This is a genomic window from Legionella quinlivanii (assembly GCF_003265995.1).
Classification (GTDB): Bacteria; Pseudomonadota; Gammaproteobacteria; order Legionellales; family Legionellaceae; genus Legionella_C; species Legionella_C quinlivanii_A.
In genome coordinates, this window is record NZ_MVJN01000004.1 from 75,926 (window position 1) to 90,377 (window position 14,452).

Here is a 14,452-nt window from a genome sequence, read left to right on the forward strand (position 1 = left end):
GGATGACGTGGCATAGCCGTCAGGCTAAGGGATGGCGTGGGGACCTCAAAGTAAGCGGGCCTTTTCCGGCATGGTTTCGTAGGCTTTTTGTATATATCCGTCCTGGGACAACATAATAGCCATTGGCCTTGTCTTGTCAAAATGCGCGAATATAATCATCATCATTACCGTAATAGGTACTGAAAGAAACATCCCCAGAATTCCCCACATCGCACCCCATAATGCCAAGGCAAATAAAATCACCAGAGGGCTTAAGTTTAGTGATTTGCTCAAAAAACGCGGCTCGATAATATTGCCTATGATAAATTGGATAGTGGTTAATCCTATTGAGACGATAATAAAGGGTAACCAGTTATCGAACTGTATCAGCGCCAGTAAAGCCGGAAACAGAGTGGCAATAATTGCACCTATATTAGGAATAAAATTGAGGAAAAAGATGAGCAAGGCCCAGAATTCTGCAAAATCCAAACCCACTATTTTCATAATAATCCAACTGGTCAGCGCGGTGACCAGACTAATTAAGGTTTTTAAACCCAGATAGGTTTGAGTATCTTTAACAATATGCCCCAAAATGTTATTAACCAGCTGACGATTATTCGACTCCTTAATCATGGCATTTAATTTTTGCTCAAAATAATGCTGCTCTACAAATAAAAAAACGACATATAAAATAATTAATACAGCCGAACTGGTCACAGAGCTAAACACGCCATATATATTAACCATGATCTCCTGAATGCTCAGGCTTTTTACGAAACTATCAAATTTGGCCATGATTTTTATATTAAAATAATCATCTATTTTATTAAAAATAGCCATCAGGTTTTCCTGATAACGCGATGAGGCCTGAATGACATCGCTGACATTATTCCCAATAATATCTACCAATACTTTAATCAATAAAGCGACGGCGAGAAACGCCAGGATCTTGCTTAGCCAGTCAGGGACTCGCCCTTCAACACCTGGTATTTTTTTTACAAAAACATAAATTGTATTTAATAAGTGCCAGATAAAAATAGCAACAACCAGTGGAATAATGAGACTTCTGCCGACAATCAGTAAATACCCGATTATCCATACCATAATTAAACCTGCGGCGAACGACACAGTTCGATTCATTGATTGGTCACTCCTTTGATATTCGGCTCATTCTAATAGCTCCCGCAGCAAAGCAAAAGCTTTCTAAATCATAAATAAATTGTAACTCCCCAGGTACTTCATCCTGAGCGCAGCGAAGGATCTCCTGAGTCTGGCTCAGTTCTAAGCAGTTTGAGATCCTTCACTGCGCTCAGGATGACGTAAGGAGTTACAAAAAACTTATAAAACTCAACTATGAATAAATTCTTTAAAATTCCCTAACCATCGTGTGGCAATTTGCTCTGCAGTATCAACCGATTCTTGCAGCAATTGTCTGGCGGCTTCTGCAACCTGCGGCAGCAAAGCCGCATCGCGCTGCAGATTAGCGATTTTGAATTGCCGGTATCCGGTTTGCCGGGTTCCCAGAATTTCACCGCTGCCGCGGAGTTGTAAATCTTTCTCTGCGATAATAAATCCATCATTGGTGGACTTCATCACCCGCAAACGTTCGCTTCCTGACTGGGAGAGAGGTGACTGATAAATTAACAGACAAAAGGACTGACTATTACCCCGCCCTACCCGGCCTCGAAGCTGATGAAGCTGAGAAAGCCCCAGCCGCTCGGCGTTTTCAATAATCATCACACTGGCATTGGGAACGTCTACACCCACTTCAATCACCGTTGTCGCCACTAGCAAATCAATTTCACCCTGTTTAAAAGCAGCCATTGTGGCTTCTTTTTCTACGGCTTTCATTCGACCATGAACAAGACCCACACGCGCCGCAGGCAATTGGGCCTGCAAATTCTCAGCAGTCACAGTCGCTGCCATACACTGAAGTTTTTCTGATTCTTCAATCAAAGTACAAACCCAGTAAGCCTGTGCTCCACTGGCGAGGGCTGTCTCAAGTCTTTCAATGACAGAGTCACGCTTCTCCTGACTGATTACCACAGTTTGTACGGGCATGCGTCCAGGAGGTAATTCATCAATAATAGAAATATCAAGATGAGCAAACTGAGTCATCGCCAGGGTTCTTGGAATGGGAGTTGCCGTCATTAATAGCTGATGAGGAATGAGTGAATCAATCTGCCCTTTTTGCTGCAATGACAAGCGTTGTTCAACACCAAAACGATGCTGCTCATCAATAATGACCAGACCCAGTTTGGCAAACTCCACCTGTTCCTGAAACAGTGCATGCGTTCCAATGAGCAGGTGGCCTTCATTTGAATGCAGCTTTTGCAAGGTTTCCCGACGCTCTTTAAGCTTCATTTTTCCGCTAAGACGAAGGCAATGAATTCCCAAAGGCTCAAACCAGCGTTGAAAATTAAAAAAATGCTGCTCACTAAGTAAGTCGGTCGGCGCCATAAAAGCGGCCTGATAACCATTCTCAATCGCATGTAAACTGGCTAAAGCCGCTACAGTGGTTTTCCCGCAGCCGACATCCCCCTGCACCAGCCGAAGCATGGGTTTTTCCATTACAAGATCAGCGCTTATTTCTGAATCAACCCGTAACTGAGCAGACGTCAGCGGATAGGGAAGATTGGCAATAAACTGTGCTTTCAAATCTCTTTTATCCTTGAAACAGGGAGCCGATAAATGATTGCGGTGCCGTCTGGCGAATTGCATGCTTAGGCGCTGCGCCAATAACTCCTCAAAAGCCAGTCGCTGCATGGCCGGGTGCTTGCCCTCCTCCAGCAAGGAGAGAGCGATATCCGGAGGCGGCTGGTGTAAAAGCATTAAAGATTCGTGAATTGAAGAAAAATTCAGACTCTTCAACTGCTGCTCAGTCATCCATTCCAGGTTCTGCAAAACTGACTGACTGGCGGCAAGCGCTAATTTCACTAATTGGCGAAGACGGCTCTGGCTTAAACCTTCTGTGCCCGGGTAAATCGGCGTTAAGGTTTCCTCCACCTGCATATCCTGTTCATCTTCTAATAATCGATATTCGGGATGGATCATTTCCAGCTGATGAGAGAATTCCTTGACTTCACCAAAAGCACGCAGTAAATGGCCTGGCTGCAATGCCTTGACCTGGTTTTTGTTAAAATGAAAAAATCGTAGTTTGATGACTGCCGTTTTGTCTTCCACATAGCAATAAAGCATCATCCGTTTGCCGTACTTAACTTCTGTTTTGCAAATACGTCCCATAATAACGGCGTGATCATCAGGTCTCAAATCACAAATAGCAGTCACCCGCGTTCTGTCCTGATAACGGAAGGGCAGGTGAAAGATTAAATCAGCGAGGGTATTAATCCCGCAGTTTTGCAATTTGCCGGCCAGTGCGGGGCCAACGCCGGCTAATATTTCACAGGGTTGTGATAGCACGTTTATAAATTAGATATAAATAAACATCATAACAGAAATCCTAGCTTGAAAACTCATTTTTTGGATTTTCGTCCAAAGCCGCGGTCTCCTGTTTATAATATCTTTTCGTTTCCTTTCCTCTGGAGAAGAAGGTTATCCAGTCGTTTTTCTTTTTACTTTGACTCATACAATCCTCCATAGCCCTGCGGGCATCTACATAAGAGATTTTTTTTGCCTGGGCATTACATGAATACTCCCATAGCTTTCCAATTGTTCCGGGTACTCGCTTTTTACTTTCATCGGGAAGAGTAATATCGACACCACCGCCCCCCATACCCCAAAAACCTACTTTAAATGGACTATTTATAATTGTTTGACGCTGCTTTTTGACCCAGTCTTTTGCTTCTTTTTCCACATCATTAATCAGTCGTCTCCTAAACTCCTTACGGTGCTCAGGATGAATAAGAGATTTGATTGTTTTTCTTGCGCGTAGATCACCATAGGACTTGATTGTAGCCTGTACTTCCTCTTCCCCAAGAATATCAAACAGCAGGCTTTTCCTGTGAATATCTTTCACTGGATTAAGCAAAGTGGCTAACATGCAATAGTTTTGGCCGATCACGGTTCTTAATTGCTTTGGTCCTACGATATCTTTCAAATATTCCAAATGACAATCCAGCGGCAGCGCGCTTAATTGCGCAGCCAGGGATGAGCTTGATTTTGCAAAAAGGCGTAACTTTTCAATGCTAAACAGAGTCTGTAGAAATGTAAGGTGTTGTATGTCCAACGGCTTGAGAAATTTTAGCAATTTATCATAGTGAAACTCTTGCGAGACCAGAACATTTAACTTCTCCAGGCCAACAATCGTTGACAGGAAGTCTGGAATAAATTCAGGTTTTATGGATTTAAGATATATTTCCAATGTGTAAAAGCTATCAAGATAGACGCGCAGTTTTTCCGCAGAAACAATGGTTACTATCTGCTGCTGAGCTTTTGCGCTTCCAAGAGCATCCAGCAATTTAAAGAATTCGTATTCTTTTTCAATATTTCTAATTTTCGACTCGAAACGTCTCAGACATCTTATCTGTCCATTCTCTGTTTGCAGACTCCTCAACAGCAATTCGGTCGTAGCGACATTAAGGTTAGTAACAGGCGCAACTTCAATCATTTCAAGAAGTTGGGCTTCGTTGAAATGGTTTAAGATATCTCGGAACCCCTGATGACTATTCTCCTGATTTGCACTAATGCATAACTCATACACTGATTCCGGCACAAAGTGTTCAACACAAAACGCCGCAAATTCTGGATGTGCTGCCTGAGAAATATATCGCAATGCCTTTGCTGTAGTGCGCGCTTCGTCAATATTTAAAGGAGGTCTGCCAAGCGCTTTCTCGATCACCGAAGCCAGATGAAACAATCGCCTGGTGGTTATAAAATCCTCAAAGAACAGGCGTTGCCAGTGCTCAATTTCAATGACGTCTGATTTCGGTGGGATATAATTTAGAAAAGACTGCCAGCTTCCCTGGGTTACACACTTCCTGTCCAGACAATCAAGCGTGGTTTCGATATGCCAGCCAAAACATAGTAATACATTGTAGGCATATCTGAATGAATCGACTTTTTCCTGAGGCTTTTCATTGATCTGAAGCGTCTCAAAAAGAAAATAATAGCTTTTAAAGGCATTGAATAAACTATCCGAAATTTCTTTAAAATAAGAGTGTTGCTGATTGAGCAAGTTAAACATAACCTGGAGATGAGAATCGCTGGCTACATGCGCATAGCCCCTATCCTGTGAATCCGGGTAAAGCGCTTTATATAAATCAACATTTAAAACATAGATATAGCCTTTAAAACCTGAGTTTTTAGAGTAAGAGGCAAAAAAGCGGTCAGCTTCAAGAATTTCTTCTTTAGTTAAAGACTCCCAGCGAAATAAATAACGGTACAATTGTTTAAACATAGACATTCTTGTTTGAACGAAAGGCTCAATAAAAACAAAATTAGCAGTTAAAATCAATGAATCTGCTATTTTCTCTCTTTTAAACCCGTCGCAATCGGCGTTACACCGATATTCGGATTAATACCGCAGTCATCGAGTATTTTTAGCAGGTTATTGCCACGCCGGGTCAGACGGGTGATGCAATACTCTTCCAGATAGCTTCTTAAGATATAATAATAATCCGGGAGGGTTAGCAGGGTCAGAATTTTTTCAGCCCGCATCAAATGATGGGGATTGCTATAGTCGCAGGACTGATAAAGCACTGCCGCCAGCATCGAACAGATACTGGCCTGCCTTAGACTGTTTGCACGGTAAAAGCGGTGGATTGCATCATCTAATGCTCTGTCTTTATCCCATTCAACCCAGGTATCATATAAAGCCAGCGCTGTGTCCACCGAAAAATGTTTACTCTCCTCCAATTCCTGCAGTGCATATGCCACAGGAACAATAGCCTGAATATTGGCCCAGGAGCAGTTGCCGCTGATTTGGGAACTGATTGGCATTTGCAGAACAGGGCTCAATCCCAGTAGTTGATTAATAGTTTGATGAAAGAAACTGCGCGGTTGCTTTTTATAAAGAAATTCCCTTAAAAAAGGCAGATTGACCGCATCAGGCCGCCCTAAACGGTATATATTAACAGAGCCTTCCTTTAAACTGTTTTCACCCCGGTCAATTTTAGCCCACCAGTTTTTATAGCGTACAAATCCCAAAGCATGCCCGCGGCTCGCAGCCGGAAGAATGAGAATGGGTGACTTAAGTAAGTTATTCAGATGCGCAAAATGCTGCTCGGTGAATACTGGTTGATGCTGTAGCTGCAACAGCTCAGCAGCGGCACTAAACCCATCCATAATGGTGTACAACAAAGGAAAATAGCCCCGCAAATGCCGGGTTGAATAGGAACTGATAAAGCGTCGCAGCGAATCCTTCAGAATAGCGACAGTGAATTCCAGAATGAAACCTTCATAATCAAGCTCCACGAATTCATTATCGGCATTGACAATATCCACATCCCCCTGCAATTCAAAACGATGCCCCAGCAATTTACCTAAAATAAAATCAAGGGCAAAATCAAGTCTTGCGCCATGTTGATAAAGAATCTGCTTTAAACTGTCCTGACTGCGTAAAACCGGGTAGACCAGAATAGACAACCCGGCGTTAGTATAGGCGTTTGGATTGGCCCGATGTTCCAGCAGTAGACGCGTCATATTCAAATCATTATTGTCTACCGCCCAATGCAAAGGAGTTCGTCCAGTGACGTCCGGTTTATTCACATTGGCTCCTCTGCCCAGCAGCTGAGCTGCAATTTCAGGCCGTTTGGCGACTGCGCATTCGATTAAAGGCGTAAACCCATACTCGTCTATATCATCAAGAGATTCGCCCTGTCGCAGATAGAACTCAAAGTCAGGCATGCGGCCGCTAATAATATCATTTGCAATTGTCATTAATTAGGACTCGGTCTTGGTGCGGTGAACTTGGGCATATTACCCAATCGCAATTGTTTTTCCTGTTCCTGTTTACGCTTTTCATTATCAAATTCCCGGCGCGCCTCTGAATTCAGCGGCGGTTCAGGGTTAACATTTGGATCATAGCCATCATAGCGCTGATCAGCCAATAGCGGATGCTGCATGATCGAGTTCTGCAACTCACCCTCCGGGCTTCTGTTCACTTCCTCGTCATTGTGTTCGCGTGCATGAACTCTCGCCAGCCTGCGATGTCCATCCTGTTCGAGTAAACGCCGTTTACGCTCATTGGAACGGTTTTCATCAACCAGATAAGAACTCTGATCTGAGCGATCAGGAATATCGACACCTGGCAACCCCCTTGCCCTGCCACGGTTCAATACATCAATAACCGTCAATCGAGCAGCATCAGAGGCGAGTGTTAATTTTTTTCCGTCAGAAAAAACCGCACGATAAAGATTACCACTTGCAGTCGGGGTCAGCCGCTCTGTGGTATAGGTATTGTGATTGGCATTATGAATATTAAGCCAGCTTTTTCCCTGATCTCTGCTGATTTGCCATTGAACAAAAACAGCGGACGACTTCGATTGTGCCACAGCCGAAAACGTGGCTCTGTACCCGGCATTCATTGTTTGATCCCGGGGATGCTGGGTAATGACAAAATCTTTTGGTTGTTTTGTCCGCCTCTTGAGCAATGACATTTTCGTTGCCTACATTAAGAAACTAATAAAAGTATAGATTATTCAAACCTGACTATTCAGATTTTTCAACCGGGTATAACACCTGCTGGTGCGCACCGGTTGCATGAAACTCTGTTTGTTTATATTTGGGCCTTTTTTTTCAAATTTCAAGCCTTTGCGATTACAAATACTCTCTTTGTAAAATTTCAGCAATCTGAACCGCATTGCTGGCAGCACCTTTTCGGATATTATCAGCAACAACCCACATATTAAGCCCATTCGGATGGGTGATATCCTGTCGGATACGTCCTACAAATACTTCATCGCGGCCGATCGCATGAGTTATCGGCGTTGGGTATTTCAGTTTTTCCGGATCATCGACCAAGACCACGCCGGGCGCTTTTTTCAGTAGTTCTCTTGCCTTATCTACCAATAAGGGTGCTTTGAGTTCGAGATGTATTGCTTCTGAATGACCATATAAAACAGGAACTCGCACAGTTGTCGGGTTGACAAGAATACTATCATCTTCCATGATTTTCCTGGTTTCCCAAACCATCTTCATCTCTTCTCTGGTGTAGCCATTTTCCTGAAATTCATCGATATGCGGCAGCACATTAAAAGCGATTTGCTGGGGATAAACTGAACTTTTGGGCGGGCGGCCGTTAAGCAGCTCTCCTACCTGCTCAATCAGTTCAGAGACCGCTTTTTTCCCGGTTCCAGAAACTGCCTGATACGTTGCCACGTTAATACGGGAAATTCCCACTGCATCATGTAAAGGTTTCAGGGCTACAACCATCTGAATGGTGGAGCAATTGGGGTTGGCGATAATATTTCGATTTTGGTAATCCCTGATGCGTTCTGGATTTACTTCAGGAACGACTAAAGGAATATCGTCTTCGTAACGAAAGCAGGAGGTGTTATCGATAACAATGCAGCCAGCTTCTGCGGCGATCGGCGCATAATGTTTGGAAACACTGCCGCCCGCTGAGAATAACGCAATGTCCACATCATGAAAATTAAAGTGTGCCAAATCAAGCACATCGAGCGTTTGACCATTAAATTGAACCGTTTTTCCGACCGAGCGCTCGCTGGCTAAGGGATAAAGATTATCCACTGGAAAATCACGCTCTTCCAGTACAGCTAATAAGGTTTCTCCAACAGCCCCTGTGGCTCCTACTACCGCTATATTTAATCGCCTGCTCATACTTTACCCCGTTAATTGTATCGATTATTACTGACTATTTTGAGCACGATGCCGTAAGAAATGGTCCATTAGCACCAACGCCATCATTGCTTCTGCGATTGGAACCGCACGAATCCCGACACAGGGATCATGGCGGCCTTTTGTCACCACAGTCACTTCTTCGCCAAGTGTATTAATGGTTAGTCCGGGTTTGACAATACTGGAGGTAGGTTTTAAAGCCATACTGACTTTAAGCTCCTGTCCTGTGGAAATTCCTCCCAGTATGCCGCCGGCATTATTTGTTAAAAAACCCTCTTTGCTCATTTGGTCACGATGTTCGCTGCCTTGCTGAGTGACTGATTGAAAACCAGCGCCTATTTCTACGCCCTTGACCGCATTAATAGACATCATTGCAAAGGCAAGGGTGGCATCCAGTTTATCAAAAACAGGATCGCCAAGACCCACAGGAATATTCCTGCCAATAACTGTTACTCGAGCACCTACCGAATCGCCCTGCCGTCTTAAATCATCAATATAATTTGCCAGCTCTGCGGGCTGATGATGATTTGGGCAGAAAAAAGGATTTTGCCCGATAGCGCTTTCATCGACAAATTCCAATTCAATTTTACCCATTTGCTGCAAAAAACCGACGATATCAATGTTAGCAAACTGTTTCAGATATAGTCTGGCGATTGCCCCTGCAGCGACACGCGCCACTGTTTCTCTCGCCGAAGAACGACCGCCTCCGCGATAGTCGCGATGCCCATATTTATGATGATAGGTGAAATCAGCATGACCTGGCCGAAACAAGTCCTTGATATCATTATAATCTCTTGAACGTTGGTCAGTATTGTGAATGACTAACGCGATGGGCGTGCCGGTAGTTTTTCCTTCAAACACACCCGACAAAATCTGCACCGTATCGCTTTCCCGACGCTGGGTGGTGTATTTTGACTGACCAGGTTTTCGCTTATCCAAAAAGGGCTGTATCAGCACTTCCGACAACATTAAGCCGGGAGGGCAGCCGTCCACGATACAGCCCAGTGCCGGCCCGTGGCTTTCACCAAAAGTGGTCACCTTAAAAAGCGTTCCAAACGTATTGCCGCTCATTCGCCTTGTTTTCCAAAATATGATTTTAATTGCTGGGCAGTCAGCAGGAAAACACCATGCCCCCCATGCTCAAAATCGAGCCATATGAAATCCAAATCAGGATAGGCTTCAATTAAAGCCTCTTCGCTATTCCCCACTTCAACAACCAGAATACCATGCTCAGTCAGGTAATGATGGGCATTTGCCATAATTTTTTCAACAATGGCCAGCCCATTTTCTTCACATTCCAGCGCCATTTCCGGCTCATGGCGATATTCCTCAGGCAATGTGGCCATTTCCTGAGATCCAACATAGGGCGGATTGGAAACAATAATGTCATAGCGCACAGCCGGTACTTTTTCCCAGCAATCAGACTGTATCAGTTGCAGCTGCTCTTCCATTTCATGTTTTTGACGATTTATGCTGGCAACTTCCAGAGCTTCAGAAGACAAATCGACTGCGTCAATCTGAGCATCAGGAAACACATAGCCACAGGCAATAGCAATGCAGGCGCTGCCAGTACACAGATCGAGTACTCGATGCACCTGATTCGCCTCTATCCAGGGCGAGAACTGATGATTGATTAATTCAGCAATTGGAGAACGTGGAATCAGAACCCTCTCATCTACAAAAAAAGGCAAACCGCAGAAAAGAGCTTCCTGGATTAAATAAGCAACCGGAATACGCTCAATAATACGTTTGGCTAAACGCTCAGCCAGCGTTTCTTTCTCGGCTGAGGTCAGACGGGCAGACAGAAGCTGCCTGTCTACAGAAATCGGAAGGTGCAGGCTGGCGGTAACCAGCCAGAATATTTCGTCCCAGGCGTTATCGGTTCCATGACCATAATAAAGCCCTGATTTGCTCGCCTCGCTGTAACCAAAACGCAGAAAGTCAGAAATGGTCTCAAAATGAGCGGTTGATTGAATATACGACATATAGAAAATTCCACGAATAGATTAGCTGAAATTGTACAAAAAAAATGGGGCTCTGGATATTATTCCGTGGGTATCAGTTACGGGAATTCTGCAATTACCTGTAGCAACTGTCTTGAATTTTTAATTCAAGACAGTTGCTACAATGATTCCTTAACTTAATGGCAGTGGCTCCACTGGATGCCCCGAATAAATCGGGGCACGTAGGCATCCGTGTGAATGTACTCAGCCAGGCTTTAAAACACAATCCGTATTAATCGCCCTCTCAGCCAAAGGAGTCACCGCAGAAAAGATCGGGCTCCCTTTGGCATTTTGGATGGAGGTCAGCACTGAATCCGAGGGCATTTGAAAATGGGTTTCAAGGAGGCGACCTTTTTGCTTCAATTGCGCTCGATACAATAAATTATCCGGGGATAACTCCAAAGCCTGCTCCAGGATGAAGATCTCATCGCGCAACAATTTAGTGTCTGCAAGCAATTGCTTGTAACGAACAATATATTCTGCCATCGCATTGAGATTGGGCTCTTCCATATAAGTCAGTACAATAACATTCGGCTGCCAATGGATATCAAATAACTGTAAATCATCCAATGCGATGTTTTCGAGAAAGCCTTTCTGTGCTGCTTCCGGAAGCGATCTGATTAACCGAATAAAGCCCTGAATATAATAATGCTCCTGCAGATTGAAAAGACTGCAAAGCTTCAGGCGCATGAACAATGGGCTTAAAAACAGTTTAAAATCATTTTCAATACCAAAAGTCCATATGTCGCTTAACTGCTGCAAATAAGTCTGCCAAAGAATCCCGGCTGCTGATTTTCCAGTCATAATGGGTCGCTTCCTTTTTCTCCTATTATCCTTTAATCACAGAAAAATGCTAATCCAAAGCAAAAGAACAGTCTTCAAGCTTTACCCATTTCGTTTTTCTAAACCATTTATGGATTAGCCACACAGCAATAAACAAAGGCAGGCCAATGTAGGAAACTAGCAAGCCATACCAGTCAACAGGTGAAGCAGAAAACGCTTTATAATTTTGGCCGCCAATAACAATAAGGCAAAGCATAAACGCCAGCAACGGCGCATAGGGGTAGGCCTTGGCCTTGTAGGGCAGGTTTTTAAGCTCATAGCCTTTTAGCAGGTAAGCCTTTCGGAAGCGATAATGACTCACTGCAATTCCCATCCAGGCGATAAACCCAGCCAGACTGCCGGCATTCAATAACCATAAATAAACGCGCCCATTTCCAAAAAAAGACGAAAAGAAAGCCAGCAATGCGACACCGGCCGTGGCGATTAGTGCTGCCATGGGCACTCCCCTGCGATTAACCCTGCTGAACACAGAAGGTATATGCCCTTGTTTTGCCAAAAACCAGAACATACGACTTGCCACGTAAATTCCTGAATTTGCGGTCGATAAAATGGCTATTAAAATGACAACATTCATGAAACTTGCGGCAAAGCCATAATGCTTGAACACCAGAGTAAAGGGGCTCATTAACACACTGCTTTCAATCAACTGAGGCGAAGTATAAGGAATTAATAAACTGATAATCAGAAGCGAGAGAACAAAAAACAGCAGAATACGCCAGAAAATCAATTGAATTGCTTTGGGAACATTTTTCTCGGGATTCTGGCTTTCTCCTGCAGCAATGCCAATTAACTCCGTACCCTGAAAAGAAAATCCAGCCACCATAATGGCAGCAAAAACGCCAAAGACACCGCCATGAAAAGGCGCATCTCCAATATGCCAGTTTTTGAAACCCACAGGTTCATAGGCTGTTAATCCGGTGATCATGCCTAAACCTGCAACAATGAATAAAATGATCACTGCAATCTTGATAAAAGAAAACCAGTATTCCGCTTCACCGAATGCTTTGCTGGAAATCGCATTGAAACCAATCACCAGAGAGAGAAACAGCGAACACCATAATAAGGAAGAACTCTGTGGAAACCAGTATTGCATAATGATGGCGGAAGCAGCTATTTCAGAGGCAATAGAAACTGCCCAGCTATACCAGTAATTCCAACCGAGGGCATAACCCAGCGAAGGATCGACAAAGCGTGTTGCATACACATAAAACGAGCCAGAGGTGGGCATAAAAGCCGCCATTTCACCAAGGCTCGTCATCAGAAAATACACCATACAACCTATGAGAAGATAAGCAAACAGGGTTCCGCCTGGACCTGCAAGCGACAGGGCATTGCCGCTTCCAAGAAAAATACCTGTTCCAATAGAGCCTCCCAGAGTAATCATACTGAGTACACGCGCATTCAGTTTACGGTGTAAACTATGACCCTCTTCGGTATTGTTCATTCCAAAATCCTTTTAGAACCATCAGCCACACTCATCCTAAATATAATCAGCAAAAACTCTTCTATTCATTTAAAAACTGACAAAGTAATTGCTGGAAATGATGAGTACCCTGCTCCTTCGTCGGAGAAAACCGTCCGCTTTCGTAAAAGCGCGAGCGGATTCCTTTCTGTACTGATTCGACCACCGCCTCATCTTCTCGCTCCACTTTATCCAGTTCACCACCCGCACCCAGCCCTAATTTGGATTCATCCAGAACATAAGTTAGAAAAGAGACTTTACTCAAGCCGGGATTAATCGGCTTAACCACATTCACAGAGCATCCCCAGGGATAAAAGTTCAACATGGTGTTTGGAAAAATCCAGTAATAGTAAGCAGCGACTTCCTTGCCATAGTCGACAGCATTTTCAGGCAATTCAAAACTGATTTCCCCCTGCGAGGCCAAAGCCAGTTGCAAATTGCAATAGGGATAAATTTCGGTAGTATAAGTCGTACAATCTATTGCTTTTCTTAGTGAATGATGTACGAATGGTATATGTAAAGCTTCCAGATAATTTTCGCAATAAAGCGCCCAATTCGCTTTAACCAGATAATCACGCGAACGATTCACATCCAGACGCATTTTTTCCATGGGTAACCAGAATAATCGATCCCTGATTTCAGCGATGACGCTTTCAAATGGAATTAGTGGATTTAAAGAAGCAAAAACAAATGGATCAAAACAGGCAAAAGGAACCTGCGTTAAATCATCTTTTTCAGAAGGAAAATCCTGTGTCTGTTCAAACTCAGGCATGTGTAAAAATTTCCCACAGAGATTAAACCGCCGACCATGATAGGCGCATTTTATTTTCTGAGCGCTGCAGGGTTGCTCTATTAAAATTTTCCCTCGATGAGTGCAGACATTACTCAGGCAATTTAAGCGGCCCTGTTCATCTCTCGAGAATAGCAGCGGCTCATCAAGAAATCCCGGCAGCAGCGTAAACGGCACCAGCTGCTGCTCCAGATACAAATTCTCCATTCCCATACAAAACTGCCAGCTGCGAGCAAAGATTTTTTCTTTGGCCAGTTCAAACCAGACAGGGGAAGTATAAAACTCGGAGGGAATTGTCTTTGCTTTTGCGATATCGGGATTAATCGTCAACATCTTTAGTTAGTCCTTTACTAATACTAATTGAATCAAATCATCTCAACGTCATCCTGAACACAGTGAAGGATCCCCTGAATCTGGCTCAGTTCTGAGCAGCTTGAGATCCTTCGCTACGCTCAGGATGACGTACCTGGGAAGTTACAAAAATATTGTATTTTTTCTGTTACTGTCAAATGTTTTTTTTATTAATGAGAAAATAAATTTTTTTTCTTCAGCTATACTCCAAATTGATCAGGGAAAGATTATATCGGCAAGGAATAATTCCAATCCGATTCAACAGAA

Annotated in this window: 11 protein-coding genes; all 11 read right to left on the bottom strand. The window is 43.7% G+C overall.

Annotation, left to right across the window (positions count from 1 at the left end; all coding sequences use genetic code 11):
- Nucleotides 1–45 precede the first annotated feature (45 nt).
- Nucleotides 46–1,119 carry an AI-2E family transporter gene (locus B1207_RS05950; protein ID WP_112219083.1) on the bottom strand — a complete coding sequence of 358 codons (1,074 nt, stop codon included), beginning with the start codon at nt 1,117–1,119 and terminating at the stop codon, nt 46–48.
- A gap of 207 nt (nt 1,120–1,326) precedes the next feature.
- Nucleotides 1,327–3,399: an ATP-dependent DNA helicase RecG gene (gene recG, locus B1207_RS05955; RefSeq protein ID WP_112219084.1), complete on the bottom strand. Its 2,073-nt coding sequence runs from the start codon at nt 3,397–3,399 to the stop codon at nt 1,327–1,329.
- A 40-nt stretch (nt 3,400–3,439) separates the two neighbouring features.
- Nucleotides 3,440–5,335, bottom strand: coding sequence for a hypothetical protein (locus B1207_RS05960; protein WP_112219085.1), 1,896 nt, complete (start codon nt 5,333–5,335; stop codon nt 3,440–3,442).
- Between the two features lie 65 nt (nt 5,336–5,400).
- Nucleotides 5,401–6,816, bottom strand: coding sequence for a Dot/Icm T4SS effector AnkH/LegA3 (gene ankH / locus B1207_RS05965; protein ID WP_112219086.1), 1,416 nt, complete (start codon nt 6,814–6,816; stop codon nt 5,401–5,403).
- Entirely contained in the window at nt 6,816–7,535 is a 720-nt protein-coding gene (locus B1207_RS05970; RefSeq protein WP_112219087.1) for a hypothetical protein, read from the bottom strand. The genes ankH and B1207_RS05970 overlap by 1 nt, the downstream gene beginning before the upstream one ends.
- A gap of 160 nt (nt 7,536–7,695) precedes the next feature.
- On the bottom strand, nt 7,696–8,718 hold the full coding sequence (locus tag B1207_RS05975; protein ID WP_112219088.1) for an aspartate-semialdehyde dehydrogenase: 1,023 nt from the start codon (nt 8,716–8,718) through the stop codon (nt 7,696–7,698).
- 27 nt (nt 8,719–8,745) lie between these two features.
- Complete coding sequence (gene aroC, locus B1207_RS05980) at nt 8,746–9,807, bottom strand: chorismate synthase (RefSeq protein WP_112219089.1); 1,062 nt, start codon at nt 9,805–9,807, stop codon at nt 8,746–8,748.
- Entirely contained in the window at nt 9,804–10,721 is a 918-nt protein-coding gene (gene prmB, locus B1207_RS05985; protein ID WP_112219090.1) for a 50S ribosomal protein L3 N(5)-glutamine methyltransferase, read from the bottom strand. The genes aroC and prmB overlap by 4 nt, the downstream gene beginning before the upstream one ends.
- Before the next feature lie 222 nt (nt 10,722–10,943).
- On the bottom strand, nt 10,944–11,543 hold the full coding sequence (locus B1207_RS05990; protein WP_112219091.1) for a hypothetical protein: 600 nt from the start codon (nt 11,541–11,543) through the stop codon (nt 10,944–10,946).
- Nucleotides 11,544–11,592: 49 nt separating this feature from the next.
- Nucleotides 11,593–13,026 carry an amino acid permease gene (locus B1207_RS05995; RefSeq protein ID WP_112219092.1) on the bottom strand — a complete coding sequence of 478 codons (1,434 nt, stop codon included), beginning with the start codon at nt 13,024–13,026 and terminating at the stop codon, nt 11,593–11,595.
- A gap of 61 nt (nt 13,027–13,087) precedes the next feature.
- Nucleotides 13,088–14,167, bottom strand: a complete 1,080-nt coding sequence (locus B1207_RS06000; protein ID WP_112219093.1) for an SRPBCC family protein — start codon at nt 14,165–14,167, stop codon at nt 13,088–13,090.
- Between the last annotated feature and the right edge of the window lie 285 nt (nt 14,168–14,452).